Origin of the sequence: Sphingomonas yantingensis (genome assembly GCF_014199325.1) — a bacterium.
GTDB classification, from domain to species: Bacteria; Pseudomonadota; Alphaproteobacteria; order Sphingomonadales; family Sphingomonadaceae; genus Sphingomonas; species Sphingomonas yantingensis.
On the sequence record NZ_JACIJJ010000008.1, the window covers coordinates 12,343 to 31,104 of the forward strand.

The 18,762-nt window shown below is 69.2% G+C and carries 11 protein-coding genes; 5 read left to right on the forward strand and 6 right to left on the reverse strand.

The genetic code is table 11. The features are described 5' to 3' along the window. The first annotated feature begins 262 nt into the window (after positions 1-262). The 3 genes from FHR19_RS17260 to FHR19_RS17270 are packed head-to-tail and all read left to right on the forward strand — an operon-like array spanning position 263 to position 5,045. Complete coding sequence (locus FHR19_RS17260; protein WP_184031158.1) at positions 263-1,972, forward strand: TolC family protein; 1,710 nt, start codon at positions 263-265, stop codon at positions 1,970-1,972. Beyond that, positions 1,969-3,705 (forward strand): type I secretion system permease/ATPase, encoded by a 1,737-nt coding sequence (locus FHR19_RS17265; RefSeq protein WP_184031160.1) that lies wholly within the window; start codon positions 1,969-1,971, stop codon positions 3,703-3,705. The genes FHR19_RS17260 and FHR19_RS17265 overlap by 4 nt, the downstream gene beginning before the upstream one ends. Before the next feature lie 8 nt (positions 3,706-3,713). After that, positions 3,714-5,045 (forward strand): HlyD family type I secretion periplasmic adaptor subunit, encoded by a 1,332-nt coding sequence (locus FHR19_RS17270; RefSeq protein ID WP_184031161.1) that lies wholly within the window; start codon positions 3,714-3,716, stop codon positions 5,043-5,045. 69 nt (positions 5,046-5,114) lie between these two features. Here FHR19_RS17270 and FHR19_RS17275 read toward each other — a convergent pair whose 3' ends face one another. Next, positions 5,115-5,480, reverse strand: coding sequence for a hypothetical protein (locus FHR19_RS17275; protein ID WP_184031162.1), 366 nt, complete (start codon positions 5,478-5,480; stop codon positions 5,115-5,117). A 379-nt stretch (positions 5,481-5,859) separates the two neighbouring features. Between FHR19_RS17275 and FHR19_RS17280 the strand changes: the two genes are divergently transcribed. Together FHR19_RS17280 and FHR19_RS17285 are read left to right on the forward strand one after the other, a co-directional pair. After that, positions 5,860-11,712, forward strand: coding sequence for a DUF4214 domain-containing protein (locus FHR19_RS17280; RefSeq protein WP_184031163.1), 5,853 nt, complete (start codon positions 5,860-5,862; stop codon positions 11,710-11,712). Between the two features lie 297 nt (positions 11,713-12,009). Then, a complete protein-coding gene (locus tag FHR19_RS17285) occupies positions 12,010-13,218 on the forward strand; it encodes a hypothetical protein (RefSeq protein WP_184031164.1) in 1,209 nt (402 codons plus the stop codon). Positions 13,219-13,306: 88 nt separating this feature from the next. On the opposite strand, the gene FHR19_RS17290 is transcribed toward FHR19_RS17285, so the two are convergent. The 5 genes from FHR19_RS17290 to FHR19_RS17310 form a co-directional block, all read right to left on the reverse strand. Further along, entirely contained in the window at positions 13,307-13,873 is a 567-nt protein-coding gene (locus FHR19_RS17290) for a recombinase family protein (RefSeq protein ID WP_184031165.1), read from the reverse strand. A 323-nt stretch (positions 13,874-14,196) separates the two neighbouring features. Beyond that, positions 14,197-14,565, reverse strand: a complete 369-nt coding sequence (locus FHR19_RS17295) for a hypothetical protein (protein ID WP_184031166.1) — start codon at positions 14,563-14,565, stop codon at positions 14,197-14,199. After that, positions 14,562-15,818, reverse strand: a complete 1,257-nt coding sequence (locus tag FHR19_RS17300) for a hypothetical protein (RefSeq protein WP_184031167.1) — start codon at positions 15,816-15,818, stop codon at positions 14,562-14,564. Before FHR19_RS17300 ends, FHR19_RS17295 begins: the two co-directional genes overlap by 4 nt. Next, entirely contained in the window at positions 15,796-18,000 is a 2,205-nt protein-coding gene (locus FHR19_RS17305) for a GumC family protein (protein WP_343053325.1), read from the reverse strand. Before FHR19_RS17305 ends, FHR19_RS17300 begins: the two co-directional genes overlap by 23 nt. A gap of 14 nt (positions 18,001-18,014) precedes the next feature. Next, on the reverse strand, positions 18,015-18,725 hold the full coding sequence (locus FHR19_RS17310; RefSeq protein ID WP_184031168.1) for a polysaccharide biosynthesis/export family protein: 711 nt from the start codon (positions 18,723-18,725) through the stop codon (positions 18,015-18,017). Positions 18,726-18,762 lie beyond the last annotated feature (37 nt).

An 18,762-nucleotide genomic window follows, 5' to 3' on the forward strand; every position in this document is an offset into this window, starting at 1 on the left:
CTGCCCCTGACCGCAACAGGTCCGCCGCGCCTCCCCTGCCCGTCGGCACCGCCGCGCACAGATTCTTGCGCGTAAACCGGTAACGATTGTCATTATGGTGGATTTTGGGTGAAGACGGCGCGAAGAACCCGTTATCGAAGAAATGGTTCCCGACGGTCGCCGCGTCGATGAAAATGGCGGCAGCGGTAGAGGATTGGGGTAGTACGCCGTGAGAGTGTTGTGGGGCGTCGGCAATGCGGGGGTAGCGCCGCGGGAACGGGAAATGCCGATGGGCACGATGCGGCGCGATTCGCATCGTCCGGGCTTCCGCGCCGGCCTGTCCGCCGCGCTCCTCGTGCCGCTGGCACCCGCGCTTGCCCAGACGCCTGCTGCCCCGCTCCCGTCCTCGGTTCCGCCCGGCCAACCGCAAGGGTCGCTGATCGCCGACCCGCAACAGGGGGCGACGCCGCGCCCGCTGCCGCCCGGCCCCCCGGTTCAGGCCGCGCCAGTGCCCGCGCCCGTGCCGTCCGGCTCGCCGCTGTCGCCCGCACCGGCGCCGAGGCCGCTCCAGATCGGGCCGGGCATCGCGCCGTTCGCGCCCGCCACGCCGCGCGGTACGCTGCCGCCCGGGCCGGGCGAGACGGCGCTGCCGCGCCAGGCGCAGGCGGGGGGGCTCCCGGTGCCGAGCGGCGATCCGCTCCGCATCGACGCCGACGCCGACCCGATCCTGCGACTCGCGCGGACCCAGACCGCGACCGACACCTTCGCGCGCGCGATTCAGGCGGCGGTGACGCGCAACCCCTCGCTCGACGAGGCAAGCGCGCAGGTCGAGGAAGCGCGCGAGGTGCGCAGCGAGGCGCGCGCGCGCACCCTGCCGACCGCCGACCTGTCGATCTCGACCTTCCAGGTGATCGATCGCGCCTTTTCCAACGATCCGGGCAACGTGCTGGAGCGGTCGCGTCCGAGCGCGCGGACCGACGGGCTGCTGCGCGTGCAGCAGCCGGTCGTCGATTTCGGCGCATCCGGTGCCCGCATCCGCGCGGCGCAGGCGCGGCTCACGGGCGCGCAGGCGAGTGTCGAGGACACCGCGACCCGCCTTGCGCTCCAGGCGGTGTCGGCATGGTACAACGTCTATGGCTACCGCACGCTGGTGCGGCTGAGCGAGGCGTTCGGCAACAGCCAGCGCGAGATCCGCCGCGGCGTCGAGGCGCGGATCAGCCAGGGTGCCGCGGCGACCGGCGATATCGCGCAGGTCGACAGCTACATCGCTTCCTCCGCGGCGCAGCTTGCCGATTTCCGCCGCCAGCTGGCCAGCGCGGAGGCGCAATATGCAGCCGTCGTCGGCGAGCCCGCGCCCGCCGATCTGGCGCGCGCGCCGGTACCGGCACTGGGCGGCATCACCGCCGCGACGCTGCCGGGCGAGACCGACCGGCTGCCGCTGGTCCGCGCGGCGCGGCAAGGCGTCCAGGCGGCGCGCGCCGATGTGCGGGCGTTGCAGGGCGACCGCCTGCCGCAGCTTTCCGCCGGGATCGATGCCGGGCGGTACGGGATCATCGAGACCGCCCGCGATTACGACGTCCGCGGCAGCCTGACGCTCAGCATGCGGATCGGCGGCGGCATCGACCAGCGGATCGGACAGGCACGGGCGCGTGCCGGCGGGGCCGAGGCGCGGTTGCGCCGCACGCTGATCGAGGTGCGCCGCGATGCCGAGATCGCGCTCGCCGACGTCGCCGCGTTGAGCGACGCGCAGGAAGCGATCCGGGAAAATTACCTCGCGAGCCGGCGCTCGCGCGACGTGCTGGCCGAACGGTTCCGCGTGTCGCGCGGCACGCTGTTCGACCTCTTGGCGGCGGACAACAATTATTTCGGCGTCGCCGCACGCTTCATCCAGACCACGATCGAGCTCGACACCGCGCGCTATGCGCTGCTTGCCCGCACCGGGCGGCTGCTCTCCGCGCTTGATATCCAACCCGCCGCGCTGGAACCCCGATGACCGATACCGACACCCATGCGGTCGAGCACCCGCGCACGCGTTTCGCGCCGTGGCTGGTCGAACCGATGCTGCGCAACAAGGGCACGTACCTCAAGGTCGCGATCGCCGCGGCGATGATCAACGTCTTCGGGCTCGTGACCTCGCTGTTCACGATGACCGTCTATGACCGCGTTGTTCCCAACAATGCCTTCTCCTCGCTGATCGCGCTGTCGATCGGGCTGGTGATCCTCGTCATCTTCGACTTCCTACTGCGGATCCTGCGCGCCTATTTCACCGATCTGGCGGGCGCGGACATCGACCACGACATCGGCGGGCGCGTGTTCCGCCGACTGGTCGCGATCCGACTGGACCAGAAGAAGGGCTCGACCGGCGCGCTGACGGGCATGATGCGCGAGCTGGAGACGCTGCGCGACTTCTTCGCCTCCGCCACGATGACTGCGCTGGTCGACGTGCCGTTCATCGTCGTGACGCTGGTGTTCATCGCGCTGCTGGGCGGGCCGCTCGTCTGGGTGCCGCTCGCCGCGATCCCGATCGTGATCGGCGCGGGCTGGCTGACGCGCCCCGCGCTCGACCGGCTGTCGGCCAAGTCGATGAGCCAGGGGCTGACCAAGCAGAGCGTCCTGGTGGAAACCGTCGGCGCGCTCGAGATGGTCAAGACCAGCGGCGCGGCGCGGCTCCTCGGCCGGCGCTGGAAGACGGCGAACGAACAGCATTCGGACAGCTCGGTGCGCCAGCGCCTCGTCTCGACGATCGCGACGACCGTGTCGGTATCGGCCAATACGCTCGCCTATGCCGGGACCGTGGTGGCCGGCGTCTATCTGATCGCGGACCACCAATTGACCACGGGCGCGCTGGTCGCCTGCTCGATCCTGTCGGGCCGGGCGGTGCAGCCGCTCGCGACCATCGCGACGCTGCTGACGCGGCTGTCGGCGACGCGCGCCGCGTACAAGCAGATCAACGCGATGATGGAGACCGGATCGGAAGAGCCCGGCGCCGGCGCGCTCAACCCGGTGAAGTTCGAGGGCCGCATCGAACTGAAGGGCGTCGAGTTCCGCTATCCCGGCGCGGCCGAGAAGACGCTCGCCGGCCTCAACCTCGTCATCCCCGCGGGCCAGCGGGTCGCGCTCCTCGGGCGGATCGGGTCGGGCAAATCGACGATCGCGCGCCTGATCCTGGGGCTTTATCCGCCGCAGGAAGGGCTGGTCATGATCGACGGCACCGACATCCGCCAATACGACCCGCAGGCGATGCGCGGGCTGATCGGCACCGCGCTGCAGGAGCCGGTGCTGCTGTCGGGCACGGTGCGCGAGAATATCGTGCTCGAGCGGCCGCACATCGACGATGCGGAGATGCTGCGGGTCGCCGAACTGTCGGGGACGCACGCCTTCATGGGGCAGCTCGCTAACGGCTACGACCTGCGCCTCGCCGACCGCGGCGAGGGACTGTCGGGCGGGCAGCGCCAGTCGATCAGCCTCGCGCGCGCGCTCGCCGGCCGCCCGCAGGTGGTGGTGTTCGACGAGCCGACCAGCTCGATGGACCAGGGGAGCGAGGCGCAGTTGATCGCCCGGCTGGAGAAGGAGTTGCAGGGCCGCACCTTCGTCCTCATCACCCACCGCCCCGCGCTCCTGCGCCTCGTTGAGCGGATCGTCGTCATCGAGGGCGGCCGCGTCGTCCAGGACGGTCCGCGCGACCAGGTGCTCCAGGCCCTCCAGCGCCCGCGTGCCGTGGCATGAGTGACAGCATGACCGAAACCGTGTCCGAACCGCAGCACGCCCGCCACACGCACCTCGAGGACCTGACCGACCGGATCAGGCCGAAGGCGGTGTCCAACCTGCTGCTGTGGCTGATCGTCGGGTTCTTCGTCATCTTCGTCGTCTGGGCCAGCGTGGTGAAGCTCGACCGGACCGTCCACGCGCCCGGCCGCGTCGTTCCGTCAAGCCGGCTGCAGGTGCTCAGCAACCTCGAGGGCGGGATCGTGTCGCAGATCCTCGTGCGGGCGGGCGACATGGTCCGCCGCGGGCAACCGCTCGTCCGGCTCGACCGGACGCAGGCGGGGGCCGAGCTCGGCAGCTCGCAGGCGACCGTCGGGGCGCTGGCGGCCAAGATCGCCCGACTGGAGGCGGAGATCGCCGGGCGCGAGCCGACCTATCCCCCCGCGACGAGCCCCGACATCGCCGAGCAGATCGCGATCGAGCGCTCGCTCCACGCCGCGCGGATGAGCGACCTTGCCAGCCTGAGCGCCGCCGCCGCCGCGCGCGAGGCGCAGGCGAACCGCGCGGTGGCAGAGGCGCAGGCGGCCTATCAGTCGCGCCTCTCCGCCCGCGACGGCGCGCGTCGCCAGCTCGAGGTGATGCGCCCCCTGGTCGAGCGCGGGATCGAGCCGCGCATGACGCTGATCCAGTACGAGAACGCGGCCGCGGTCGCGACCACCGACGCGGCGCAGGCGCTTGCCGCGATCGCCCGCGCGCAGGCGAGCGTCGCGGAGGCCCGCGCGAGCATGGCGCAGGTCCGCGGCGCCTGGCGCGCGCAGGCGGGGACCGAACTCGCCGCCGCGCAGGGCGAGCTCGGCGCGCGGCGTCAGGCGATGCCCGCGCTCGTCGCCCGGCTCGGCCGCTCGACCGTCGCCGCCCCCGTCGACGGCCGCGTCAACCGCGTGCTGGTCTCGACGATCGGCGCAAGCGTCGGCGCGGGACAGCCGATCGTTGAGGTGGTGCCGAGTGCCGACGCGCTGACCGTCGAGGCGCTGGTCGCCCCCAAGGACATCGCCGCGGTGCGCGTCGGCCAGCGTGCGCGCGTCAACATCACCGCGTACGAATCCGGCGTCTATGGCGGAATGGACGGCCGCGTCGTCACCATCAGTCCCGATGCGACCGTCGAGGAGCGGACCGGCGAGAGCCACTATATCGTCCGCGTCCGCGCGGATGCCGAGAACTTCCGCGATCCGGAAGGACGGCGGCTGACGATCGGTCCGGGCATGACCGCCGACGTCAATCTGATCGGCGACAAGCGATCGGTGATGGCCTATATCCTGACGCCGTTCACCCGGCTGAGCGAAGAGGCGCTGCGCGAATAGCGCGGGCCTCGGGCGCGGCGGGAATCGGGGATCGCGCCGGTCAGCGCGGCGCCGCGCCGGCCGCCGGCGTCACCGGCCCCCGCGCGGGCGCGCCGGGGCCCTCTCGCGCGCGGCGACGCCGTCGGCGGGGACGGGCTGCAGGCCGACCGGCGCATCCACCGGGCGGGCCGCCACGACATCGGCGTAAGGAAGGCACCGGCGCGCGCCCGCCGCGCCCGGTCCGGTGCCGCAGACCTGCTTCTCTTCCATTACCGCGCCCCGCATCGCCACCTCCCCGCGGTCGCGCAGCGTCACCAGCAACTGCCCGCCGGGACCCAGCCTGACAAAGGCCGTCGATACGATCCGGCGCCCCTGCGTGAATGCGTTGGTGCCGCCGCCATCGGCATGATTGGTGCCGGTCAACCGCTCGGGGGCAGGATGTGCAACGGCGGACACCGGCTCGGCGATCGGCCCGATCTGTGCCCGAGTGGCCTCCCGCCCGTTCCCCGCGCCTTCCGCCGGACCGGACGGGTCGCCACCTTGCGTCGTGGCTGTCTGCGGAGTGGGCGCGCATGCCGCGAGCATGACGGACAGGGGGGGCAGGAACGACCGCATCGCGCTCTCCATCGGCCCATGCGGGGCCGTTGCCGACCGTCATATCAACCCGCGGAACCGACGTCGCCAAATAATCGTAACAAGTGCCACAATCGCTACTTGACCGGCATTACGGGAGAATGAATAAATCATTTCATTGCCACGATTGGTAAGAATCCGAAGGCTTTAGCAGGCCTCTTGGCCGGAAAACCTTACGATCGTGCGTGGAGGGGACCGATAGATGAGCACGTTCGAAACCGGCAACGACTCGACCAACAGCGGCGGCGTCACTTGGGATCCGCTGGCGGAAGTCACGCACGAGACCGTCGTACAGGGCTGTGACTGCGTGATCTGCAAGGGGCTGCGCGAGGAGGCGCTGCACGGCAAGGCCAAGGATAGCGTCGCGGCCGACTCGACCGAAGCGATCACCGATGCGAACCCGCAGGGTAACCCGCTCGGCGTGCTCCTCAACCTCATCACCAACCCGGACGGCACGCGCTCCTTCACGGGCAACCGCAACATCGACGCCACGCTGATCGGGTCGAAGTGGGGCACGCTGGAGCTGACCTACAGCTTCCCGACCTCGGGCTCGAACTACAACGGCAGCACGCCGCTCTCGGCCGGCGTCGACAATTATCACCTGACGCTTGGCTCGCTGCAGCAGCAGGCGGCGCGCGCGTCGTTCGCGCAGATCTCGGCCGCGACGAACCTCAAGTTCACCGAGATCACCGAAACCGACACGACCCACGCGAATATCCGCATCTCGCAGACGGCCGACAACGACGTGGCGTCGGCCTATGGCGGCTTCCCTTCGGAGAAGCAGAGCGCGGCGGGCGACATCTGGTTCGGGCGGACGAGCCAGCCTTATTACGACATCGCGACGAAGGGCACGTGGGGCTATGCCACCATGATGCACGAGATCGGCCACACGATGGGGCTGAAGCACGGGCACCAGGATTATACCAACAGCGACCTGTCCTTCTACTTCGGCACGGCCCCGCGGTTCGGGACCCAGTCGCTGACGCCGGACAATGACGGCCAGGCATGGTCGCTGATGACCTATACCCCGGCACCGGGCACGGGTGGGTTTGCGGGCGAGAAGATCAACCAGCCCCAGACGTACATGCAGTATGACCTCGCCGCGCTGCAGTACATGTACGGTGCGAACTACACCACCAACGCGACCGACAGCGTCTACACGTTCAGCCAGACGACCGGCGAGATGTTCATCAACGGCGTCGGTCAGGGCGCGCCGACGGGCAACAAGATCTTCCTCACGATCTGGGACGGCGGCGGCAACGACACCATCGATGCCAGCAACTATGCGAACGGCGTCACGGTCGACCTGCGTCCGGGCCAGTTCTCGACCGTCGATCAGGCGCAGCTTGCCGACAGCACCGCATACCAGGGATATACCACGCTGGCGCCCGGCAACATCGCGATGTCGCTGCTCTACAACAACGACACGCGCTCGCTGATCGAGAATGCGAAGGGCGGCTCGGGCAACGACGTGTTGATCGGCAACACCGCCAACAACGTCCTCGACGGTGGCAGCGGCAGCGACACGGTCATCTTCACCCACACGACCGGCGTCAACGTGACGCTGAACGACACGGGTGCGGACGTGATCGTCAGCCATGACGGCGAAAACGACACGCTGCGCAGCATCGAGAACATCCAGGGCACGGTCGGCAACGACACGATCACCGGCAACAGCCAGAACAACACGCTGTCGGGCGGCGCGAGCGGTGCCGACACGCTGTCGGGCGGCGCCGGCGACGACCGGCTGATCGGCGGCGGCTTCACCACCACCACCACCGTGTCGGCCCCCTCGCAGCCGGACATCACCAAGCCGCAGTCGACGAACAACGGCAGCATCGCCACCGCCGTCGCGACCGCGGGCGCCTTTGACGTCGATGCCAATCCGGACATCACGAACGCGACCTCGCTCCCGCACGCGACGATCAACGCGACCGCGGCGGGCGGCTCGCTCGAATATTACCGGATCGACGTGACGGTGCCGGGTTCGCAGGCGATCTTCGACATCGATGGCCCCGGCTCGCTCGACGACAGCTTCATCGAGCTGGTCAACGCGGCCGGTACGGTGCTTGCGTCGAACGACACGGGCACGGGCGATCCGTCCTATCCCGGGCACGACGATGCGTATCTGACCTATACCTTCCAGACCGCCGGCACCTATTACATCCGCGTCGGCCTGTGGAACGGGGCGGCGACGGCACAGCCGCTGAACGCCGGGCAGACCTATCAGCTCAACATCTCGCTCGCCAACGCGGCGGTCATCACCACCACCACCACCGCGACCAACAACAGCAGCCTGGTCGCCGATGGCGGCGAGGGTAACGACTATATCGCCGGCACGCTCGGCAACGACGTGCTGAACGGCGGCAGCGGCAACGACACCGCGGCGTTCACCAATGCTTTCAGCGGCGGCTCGACCACCGGCGTCACCGTCGACCTGAACATCCAGGGGGCGGCGCAGAACACCGTCGCCGCGGGCACCGACACGCTGTCGGGGATCGAGAACCTAATCGGCTCCGCGCTCAACGACACGCTGATCGGCAACGCTGACGCCAACGTCATCGAAGGCGGGCTGGGCAACGACACGCTGAACGGCGGCTCGGGCAACGACACCGCCTCCTATGCGGGCGCATCCGCGGGCGTGACCGTCAGCCTCGCGCTTCAGGGGACGGCGCAGAACACCGGCGTGACGGGCACCGACACGTTTACCGGGTTCGAGAACCTCCTGGGCTCGGCATTCAACGACACGCTGACCGGCGATGCGGGCGACAACACGATCACGGGCGGCGCGGGCAACGACACGCTGCTGACCGGCGGCAATGTGGGCGGGCGCGTCGACCTGCTCGACGGCGGCGCGGGATCGGACACGGCATCCTTTGCCGGCTATGCCGAAAGCGTGACCGCCACGCTGCGCGGCGCGAATGACGGCATCGCCGCGGTCGCGGCGGGCCAGATCGCGGCGCTGCGCGGGATCGAGAACCTGACCGGCGGCAGCGGCAACGACGTGCTGACCGGCGACGACGGCGCCAACGTGATCGAAGGCGGGCTGGGCGACGACACGCTGAACGGCGGCGCGGGGATCGACACCGTCGCGTTCAGCGGCGCAGCCGGCATCACCATCGACCTCAGCGTCACGACGGCGCAGAACACCGGCGTCGGCAACAACACGATCATCGGGTTCGAGAATGTCCGCACCGGTTCGGGCAACGACACCGTCACCGGCGACGCGGGCGACAACATCTTCTTCGATGGCGGCGGCGCGGACACCTATAACGGCGGCGCGGGGTCGGATACGGTCGATTATTCCAACGCGACGGCGTTCGTGACGGTCAACCTCAACACCGAGCGGCAGACCATCCTAGCGGCCGCGGGCGACACGCTGATCGGGATCGAGAACGTCACCGGGTCGACGACGCTGACCAATACGCTGACCGGTGGCAACACGACCGACAACCGGCTGACCGGCGGCTCGGCGGCGGATCGCCTGATCGGCGGCGGCATGAACGACACGCTCATCGGCGGCGCGGGCAACGACGTGCTGATCGGCGACTATAACGACACGTTCAGCAGCGTGGCAGGAAGCGCCGACGGCAACGACACGCTGGACGGCGGCACCGGCAACGACATCCTGGTTGGCGGTCTCGGCAACGACATCCTGCGCGGCGGCGATGGTGACGACACGCTTGTCGGTGGCCTTGCCAGCGCGCCCGGTGCGTCGCTGACCGCGGTCTATACCAACGACGGCGGCAACGACATTTTCGACGGCGGCGACGGGACCGACACGGCCTATGCCTATTACACCGGCAGGGCGGGCGGCGTTTCGTTCGACCTCGGCAACATCGCCGGCAACAGCGCGATCATGCTCGAAGGTGTAAACATCGGCTCGTTCACCAGCGTCGAGCGCGTGATCTTCCGCGGCGGCACGGGCAACGACGTCGTGCGCGGCGGCGGCACCCTCGATACGCTCGTCGGCAACGAGGGCGATGACGTGCTCGATGGCTGGTTCGGCAACGACACGCTGTCGGGCGGCCTGGGCAACGACACGCTGATCGGCGGCGAGGGCCTCGACACCGCCACCTACGTCAATTCGACCGCGGCGGTGAACGTCGACCTTCGCATCCAGGGCGTGGCGCAGGATACCGGCGGCGACGGCATCGATACGCTCATCGGCATCGAGTATCTGACCGGCTCGAGCTTCGGCGACACGCTGCGCGGAAACGACGGGTTCAACCTCATCACCGACGCTGGCGTCGGGGCCGGGGCGACCGCGTTCAGCCAGACGGACTCGCTGTACGGCTATGGCGGTGACGACAGCCTGCTGGTGACGCGCGCCTCGGGTGCGGTCGCGACGATCGTCAACCTCGACGGTGGTAGCGGCAACGATATCATCGAGCTGCGCAGCGGCGCGTTGACCGCGGCACCCTCTGCGGTCGCCGACGGCCTATCGACCGCGACGTACCTAAGCGTCGGAACGACCTCGACCGATCGCAACGCCGACATCGTCAGGGTCAATGCCGGCTCGGGCAACGACCGCATCATTCTGACCGGCGTCGCCAGCGCCACTGTCGACGCCGGCAGCGGCAACGACATCGTCAGCATCAGCATGCGCGGTGTCTCGGGGGTCAACAACTATCAGCTGACGCTGGGCACCGGTGCCGACATCATCCAGTTGAGCGGTGCCGGCGTCGAGGTCGCCAGCACCGCACGCGACAACCGGGTCACCGATTTCGAGGTCGGCAATGCCGGCGACAAGTTCGAGATGACGAGCTACCTGAACGGCGGGCTGACCGGCTACACGGCCAACAGCAACGCCTTTGCGAGCGAACATCTGCGGCTTGTGCAGTCGGGCACCGACCTGCTGCTCCAGGTCGACCCCGACGGCGTGGGCACCGCCAACGGGTTCGTGACCATCTTCACGATCAGCAACGGCTATACCGGCGGCTTCACGGCCTATAACTTCGACGGCTTCATCGGCAACCTGACGCTGGTCGGCTTCGAAGGGGCCGAGACGATCACCGGCGCCACCGGCAACGACGTGCTCAGCGGCGCGGGCGGCAACGACATCCTGTACGGCCTGGCGGGCAATGACACGCTCAACGGCGGCGACGGGAACGACACGCTGTACGGCGGCGCGGGCAACGACACGCTGAACGGCGGGACCGGGTTCGATCAGGCGATCTACACCGGCCTCTACCGCGGCTTCGGCATGTCGATGGTCGGCGGTGTCACGACTCTGATCGGCGGCGCGGCGGAGGGAACGGACACGCTCACCGGCGTTGAGCAGATCAAGTTCGCCGATGGCGTCTTCAGCACCGACCCGGACAGCGCGGGCGCCCAGGTGATCCGCCTGTACGACACGGTCCTGAACCGCGGTGCGGACAAGGTCGGCCTCGATTTCTACGTCGACCAGATCGAGGATCGCGGGGCGACCCTTACCTCGATCGCGAACTCGCTCCTGACGAGCGCCGAGGCCGCGCCGACGATCGGGGCGCTCTCGAACGGCGCGCTGGTGGACTATATCTATCAGCAGGCGTTCGGGCGTGCGCCCGACGCCGGGGGCAAGGCCTATTGGACGGCGCAGCTCGACGGCGGCCTTTCGCGCGGGGACTTCATCGTCAGCATTTCGGAAAGCGCCGAGCATCGTGCGGTCACCGCCGATACGGTGGCACAGGGCTATTTCCAGACTGACGACACCTATCAGTCGATCGCGCTGCTTTACGATACCTTCGCCAACCGCTTGCCCGATGCGCAGGGGCTGACCTTCTACAGCGAGCAAGTGAAGTCGGGTGCGCTCACGGTGCTGCAGGTCGCCGACCTGTTCGCCAGCTCGGCGGAGTTCACCGCGGCGACCGCAGGCCTCAATAACGGTCAGCTAGTCGACCTGTTGTACCAGAACGCGCTGGATCGTCCGGCGGACAGCGTCGGCCGCGCCTTCTATATCGACCAGCTCGACCACGGCCTGAGCAAGGGCGCGCTGTTGCTCGAATTCGGGACGTCCAGCGAGCATACGGCGCTGCTCGCCGCCAACATCGTCGGTGGCATCACCATCGCGTAACGCGCATCTTCGTCGACGACTTCGAAGGGTGGCCTGGCAAGCCACCCTTTTTCTTTGCGCTAAATCGGCGCCCCGGAGCGGCACGAGACGCGCCGCGATCGCCGAGCCCTCGCGCGCGGTGCGTCACGCCCGAACGCGATCGGTCAGGAGGGGCGCGAGGCCCCTCGCCCGAGTTCGGGGCATGAAAGCGACGGCACTGATGCCGCGACCCCCGGCCCCGCCCGGCGGGGTATTTCCCGGATAGCCGCTGCCGGGGATCCCGGCCAACACCCCCGCCATCACTGGCGAGGATGTTCGATGACGCTCTATACCGCTGACCGACTGATCACGCTGCGCAGGGTCGACCCGCCCGCGGGGAAACCGGCCTGGGCCAATCTGATCGCCGATGTCGATCGGGCCGCCGCGCCGGCCGAGCTGTGCGGGCCGGGGCTCTACGCGCTGCTCCTCGACGGGGCGCAGTTCTACATCGGCCTGCATGTCGGCGAGCAGGCGGGCGCCGATTGTTCGGTCCTGCATCGCTGGGTCCTGCATGTCGTGGGACAGACGATGCGCTCGCGCGAGACGAGCTTCAGCCGGCGGTCGCTGCGCCGCCTGCTCGACACCCGGTCGGGCGATCCGGTGAGCGAGGGACTCGCCGCCTGCCTGCCGCAGGGGCGCGACACCGATCTTGCGGCGCTGCCGGGGCATCCGCTCATCAGGGGCGCGCATTGCACCGCGCAGAAGGCGGTGTTCGCCGCACGGCACTGGGACGTGTTCGCGCCGGGGAACGAGGACGCGATGCTCTCGCGCATCACCTGCCTGTTCCAGCCCGTCGCCGCCGACTGGGCCGGGCGCCTAGACGGTGCCGAGGGGCGCGAGCGCGGCGCCTGGGCGCGCGAGGTCTGGCTGCGCCCCGCGGAAACCGCGCTCGCCGACCGCTTCCGGCCGATCTGCAACGCTGCGACCCCGATCGGCACGCAGCGCGACGGGGTCGGGCTGGACGAGGTGGCGGCGGCGATGGCCGCCGCGCTGCCGCGGGTGCTGCCGGTGTTCGACCGTGCCGACGACGCCGCGCCCGCGAACGCGCGCCGTCCCGCCCCGGCGTCGGTGGTCGAGGCCTATGCCGAGCGCGCCGAACCGTCGGACAGCGCCGCCGCCATGCTGGCGGACGAGGAGGGGCTGAGCATCGCCGAGCAGAATTTCCGCCGCCCCTTGAGCGATGCGGGCGACCGGTTCGTCGATACGCTGCGCGACACCGCGCCGGGCAATATCGAGCTCTATTTCACCGATACCCCGGACCTGCGCCTGCGCGTCGCCGGTACCCGGCGTCCGCTGGTCAGGCTCACGACCGCGCACGGGTCGCTGTGCTGCGCCACGCGCCTTGCCCCGGAAGCGTGCCGGCGTCTCGGGTTCGCGGACATGTGGTTGCGCGAATCCGATCCGATGCGTACGCAGTTCCTGTTCGACCCGGCCGCGACCGCGCCCGGCGCCATTCTCGATCTGGTCGGGGCGAACAGGCTGCGATGATCCGACGTGGACGCGCCGGGGGCGCGGCGGCCCTGCCCCCACGCGACACGCTCACTCGCGCCGGCCGCGGAGGCGGCCGGGTGGCCGCTCAGAATGCGCCGGACGGCGCGGGCGATGCCGGCAGGAAGCGATAGACCGTGCCGCGGGAAATCCCCAGCGCGCGCGCGATATGCGCGGGTCGCATCCCCTCGCCCGCCAGCTTTCGCACCGCTTCGGGATCGATGCGCGGCTTGCCGCCCTTGTAGACGCCGCGCGCCTTTGCCGCCGCGATCCCCTCCGCCTGGCGTTCGCGGCGCAGGTTGGTCTCGAACTCGGCAAAGACGCCGAGCATGTCGAGAAACGCCTTGCCCGCCGCGGTGGCGGTGTCGATCGGCTGCTCGGTGGCCCTGAGCGCGACGCCCCTGCCCTTCAGTTCGTGGACGATGTCCTGCAGGTCCTTCATCGATCGCGCGAGGCGATCGATTCGCGTGACGACCAGCGTGTCGCCCGCGCGCAGGAAGTCGAGCAAGGTCTGCAGCTCGCTGCGCCCCGCCCGGCCGGTCGCCGACTTCTTCTCCGACCGGATCGCCTGGCACCCCGCCGCGCGGAGAGCCGCTTCCTGGATGCGCAGGTCCTGGTCGTCGCTCGACACGCGGGCATAGCCGAACAATGCCATCATGAGCCCCTTTATGTTCGATCAGGCTCTAGACCGTCCGGCGGAACTGTTCAATCTCGCTGCAAGCCACCCTGTTTAAACGATCTGGCCTGTTCCGGCGCTCTGTCCGACCGGTGTATACCCCGACGGACGGTCGGCGGCACCGGATGGCGGAGACATGGCCCGGCACCCGCCGATCGCGGACGGGAGGGCTTGGGGTTTGGAAGCTGGTGGTCGAGGCGTTCCGGCTGCGCCCGATGCAGCGCGTCGGTGGCCGGACGATCGTTATCGGTCGCTAGCGGACCGGCGCGGGCACGCGTTCATGCGCGCCGGCACCGCCGCGGTCAGCGGGGGCGGGACGACGCGCGCTGCACCTGCTCCCCCGCGATCTCGAACGGCGAGGTGGCATTGGCGCGGGGGTCGTAATAGCGGTCGATGCGGTTCCGGATGCGGTTCTGCACGCGGTTGGCGACGCGATTGTTCACGCGGCCGAGCGGTTCCAGATTCGGCGCCGCCTGTGCCGCGGTCTGGCGCTGGCCGATCACGCCGGTGCCCGTTTCCGCCGTCCGGCTCGGATGCGGTTGCAGCTGCCCGGCGTCGGCGGCCTGCTCGGACGGATCGTCCGGCCGCGTCTGCGCCTGCGCGATCGGGGCGAGCGCCAGCGATGCGAGGAGCGCACCCGCGGCGGCGGTCGCGGCGTACCGGCGGATCATGACGCGGGGCCGAGCCGCACGCGGTCGATCTGGCCCGACACGCCGCCGACCTGGTCCGAAGAGCGCGCCACCAGCGTAAGGGTCTGGACGGGGCAGTTGGGCGGCACGACGAACTGCCCGGCGAATTGCCCCCCGGCGGTCGCCGAATTGGGGACGGTCACGCGGCCGAGCTCGCGCCCGTCGCGGCAGGCCAGCACCCAATAGGGAAGCGACCCTTCCGCCTGGGCGATCGAGAGCGAGTGGCCGGCAAGCCGGTACCGCCCGGCGGGAAGCAATTGCGTCTGCTGGATGAGGCGGCCGCCGGTGCCGGCGGGGACCGAGAAGTCGAAGCCGCCGTTTTCGGTCCCGTTTCCGATCGTCGCGGTGACGTTCGCGTCGCTGACGACGGTCCAGTCGAACAGCGACGGGGTCTGCACGCCGCGCAGCCGCTCGTCACGCGACGATGCCGGATCGGCGCCGGGGTGCCGGCTGCGGTAGAAGCGCCAGGCCGCCTCGATCGACGCGCCGGCGGCAAGGCGGTTGACTAATGTCGCGATCGCACTGGGCGAGATCGCGACGCCGCGGCGTTGTAGATCCTCGAACAATAGTGCGGTTGCCGCCGGGCTGTCGCCGTTGCCAGAGGCGAAGTCGATGAAGAAGCCGCCCCAGGGCGGGCGCTTCGCCAGCATCGCGGCGGTCGCGGCCCGCACCGGCCGGTCGGTGATTGCCGAGGCGAGCACTGGATAGAGAAGATCGATCGCCGTGCGCGAGGATCGCAGCGCGATGTCATATTGGGTCAGCGCGCCGGTCACGTCGCCACGCGCCACCGCGGCCTCGATCGCCCAGAGCTGGGTCTGGAGGTTGCGCCGCGACAGGCGCTGCGCATAGTCGAGCAGGCGTTGGGACCCGCGAGTATCGCCGGCGCCACTGGCGGTGATGCCCAGGACCGGGACCGCCCGCACGGACAGCGGATCGCGGCGCAGCGACGCGCGTGCGAGCGCGACGGCCGTTCGCGACCCGCCCGTCTCGGGCGCTTCAGCGAGCCGGGTTTCGGCCAGGCGGGCGGCGAGCTGGCCGTCATAGGGGGCAAGCGCATAAGCCCGTGCCGGATCGGCCGCGGCGACCGCCTGGGCCAGGCTGAAGGTCACGCCGACATAGCCCAGCACCAGCGCACCGCCCGCAAGCGCCGCGCGAACCGCCCATTCCCGCCCCGATCGGCCGGCGGGGCCGCGGGGCTGCCCCTTGCGGGGGTCAGCCCTTCGCTTCGCGTCCATAGCCATAGCCATATTCGTAGCCGTAGCCGTAATGCGCGCGGCGGGCCTCGAACTTGGTCAGGACACCGCCGATGACCCGCGCATTCGCACTGAGCAGGCGGCCGAGCGCCGTCTTCACGAGCGTCGAGCGGATTCCGTGCGATTCGACCGCATAGATCACACCCTCGACGCGCGCTGCGATCAGCGGCGCATCCGCAAGACCCATGACCGGCGGCGAATCGATCACCACGTGGTCATATTGCTCCATCAGCCGCTCGATCAGGATCGACAGGCGGTTGCCGGTCAGCAGCTCGGCTGCATTGGGCGGGATCGGGCCGGCCGACATCGCCGTGAAGCCGAGGTCGGCCATCTCGAACGTCAGCGAGCCGATATCGTCGTGCCCGGTCAGGAAGTTGCTGAGACCGCGATCGTGATCCACGCCGCCCAGGTGATGCACCGAGGGCGACCGCATGTCGCCATCGACCAGGATGACCCGGCGCTGCGCCCGGGCCAGCGTGGTCGCGAGCGCAAGCGCCGTGGTCGACTTGCCCTCAGCCGGCCGGGTCGAGGTGACCGCGAACGAGCGCGGAACCCCGTGCTCGGTCGTGAAGCCGAGATTCGTCTGCACGGCCAGATACGCGTCGACCAGGTCCGACTTGCGATCGAGCAGCGCCTCCTTCGGGGTCGCACCCTCGACCTTGGGCACCGATCCGAGCAGCGGCAGGCCGAGGCGGCGCTCGACCTCCGCCGGATCGGCGATCGCCTCGTCAATCTGCTCAAGGCCGAGCGCGATAGTCGTGCCGAGGATGAGCCCGGCAAGAATGGCGATCGCAAGATTTAGCAAGAGCCGCGGGCTCGACGGCTTTTGCGGCACGTCGGCGGGGTCGACGATGGCGATGTTGTTGACGCCGACGCCGCCCGCAACGCCGATCTCCTTAAAGCGCTGCAACAGCCCGTCATAGAGTGAGCGGTTCGTGTCCACTTCCTGCTGGTAGATGTTGTACTGGATCGAGCGGCGACGAAGGTCGAGATAGCTCGACTTGAGCTGGTCGACCTTGGCCTTCAGCGCATCCTCGCGCTGCTTGGCCTCGCGAAAATCGGCTACGAGCGAACCCGTGACGCGGCTTTCCTCGCGCGCGATCGATCGGTCGAGCTGGTCGATCTGAGACTGGATCGCCTGCGCGGCCGGATAGCCGGGTTCGAAGCGCACCATCAGCTGGCGATATTCCGCCGCAAGCTCAGCCCGGCGCTGACGCAGATTGTTGATCGCGACGTTGCGCAGCGCCTCGGTCGAGGCGCCAGCGCGGCCCGCCTGCTCGTAGCGGGCCTGCACCTGGATGCGGTCGGCGGTCGCCTGGGCCAGCGCGGCGTTAAGCGCGGCGAGGTCATCCGCGACGATCGACCGCTCGCTCGTCGTCTGTCCCTGATTGCCGTTCTGGGCGGGCAGATTGATGATCTGCTGCTGCGAGGCATAGGCGACGAGCTGGCGCTGCGATTCGTCCAGTCGGTCCTTGTACTCGGTCAGCTGCCGCTGGAGCAGGTTGCGGCCATAACTGGTCGCCTGGATCTTGCGCTCGAGATTGGTCTCGATGAAATTGTTCGCCCAGGCATTGGCGACCTTGGCGGAGAAGGCCGCATCCGGGCTGGTAAAGCGGATGTCGACGAGACGCGAGAGCCGGGTCGGAGCGACGCCGAGCTGCTTCAGCAACGTCTCGCCCGCGACCCGCTGCCGCTCGGCCCGACCGGCAGGCGCGTAACGGCCGTTGCGCAGCTCGAACGCCGGCGTGTCCTTCGCCGCGCCGAACATGTCGAAGAACTTGGGATCGTCGATCAGGCGAAGCTGCACCGCCACTCGTTCGGACAGCGAGCGCGAGCGCAGCAGGCCGTATTGCGTCTGGTAGAATTCCTGATCGGCGATGCTCGCTTCCTGATCGACGCCCTGGAAGTTCGTCACCTTGTCCGATTCACGCGAGATCTCAATCGTCGAGGTCGCCGTGTATTTCGGCGTCATCAGCAGGGTCGCGATCAGGCCGAGAAGAACGCACCCGACGACCGCGCCGATGATGACGTAGCGCCACCGCATCGCGATACGCAGATACTGCCGCAGGATCGGCACGCCCTGATCGGGCGCGGTGATCGGGCCAACCAGCGCCGTACCAGGCGCCGCCGCCAGACCACGCGGCTCGGATGAAAAGATGTTCACAGGGTGACGTTACCTTACTGGACGATCGCGATGAGCGGCGCTGCCAGGAGCGGCGCCAGGGACACGAAATCGCGGAACAGGCGGCGCTGCGGACTGTCGCCGACGACGACCACATCATTGGCGTAGATGGGCGGGTCGTCGTAGGCGCCGCTGCGGATCGCGGCTATGTTGTAGAGGCCCGCCATCTTGCGGCCGTCGACGGTCCGCAGGATCACCACGTCGTCCTGGCGCGCGAATTCGGCCAGCCCCTTGGCAGAGGCGATCGCGCGCAGGAGCGTCATCTGGTTGGTGACCGGATAGAGGCCGGGTTCGATGACCTGCCCGTCGATCGTCACCACCTGGCTCACCGAGCTCTTGATGTTGACCGTCACGTCCGGGTTGCGGACGTAGCGGCCGCGCAGAGCAGCCTCCACCGCATCGGCCAGCTCGGTCGCAGTCTTGCCGCGCGCATCGACGGTGCCGACGAGCGGCATCGCGATCCGCCCGCTGGCATCGACCTGCATCTCGCGGCTGAGTTCGGGCACCCCGAACACGTCGACCTGGATGGTGTCGAGCGGGCCGATCAGGGCGGGACGGTCCGCCGCGGTCAGGTCACGGCGGTCCGGCGGGGGCAGCGTAGCCTCGTCACGGACGACCGTGAGCCGCGGGGTCGATTCGAGCCGCTCCCGCCCCGCACAGGCGGACAGGACAATGGCCGACAGCAGGACCAAGCCGACGTGACGCATAAGCAGGGTAGGACTTTCGAAACCGAGAAGCAGGACG

Excerpts from the sequence above, each read along its gene's own strand:
- FHR19_RS17285 (WP_184031164.1), top strand. The coding sequence starts at position 12,010 with ATGACGCTCTATACCGCTGACCGACTGATCACGCTGCGCAGGGTCGAC.
- FHR19_RS17310 (WP_184031168.1), bottom strand. The coding sequence starts at position 18,725 with ATGCGTCACGTCGGCTTGGTCCTGCTGTCGGCCATTGTCCTGTCCGCC.
- FHR19_RS17265 (WP_184031160.1), top strand. The coding sequence starts at position 1,969 with ATGACCGATACCGACACCCATGCGGTCGAGCACCCGCGCACGCGTTTC.
- FHR19_RS17300 (WP_184031167.1), bottom strand. The coding sequence starts at position 15,818 with ATGGACGCGAAGCGAAGGGCTGACCCCCGCAAGGGGCAGCCCCGCGGC.
- FHR19_RS17290 (WP_184031165.1), bottom strand. The coding sequence starts at position 13,873 with ATGGCATTGTTCGGCTATGCCCGCGTGTCGAGCGACGACCAGGACCTG.
- FHR19_RS17270 (WP_184031161.1), top strand. The coding sequence starts at position 3,714 with ATGACCGAAACCGTGTCCGAACCGCAGCACGCCCGCCACACGCACCTC.
- FHR19_RS17280 (WP_184031163.1), top strand. The coding sequence starts at position 5,860 with ATGAGCACGTTCGAAACCGGCAACGACTCGACCAACAGCGGCGGCGTC.
- FHR19_RS17295 (WP_184031166.1), bottom strand. The coding sequence starts at position 14,565 with ATGATCCGCCGGTACGCCGCGACCGCCGCCGCGGGTGCGCTCCTCGCA.
- FHR19_RS17260 (WP_184031158.1), top strand. The coding sequence starts at position 263 with ATGCCGATGGGCACGATGCGGCGCGATTCGCATCGTCCGGGCTTCCGC.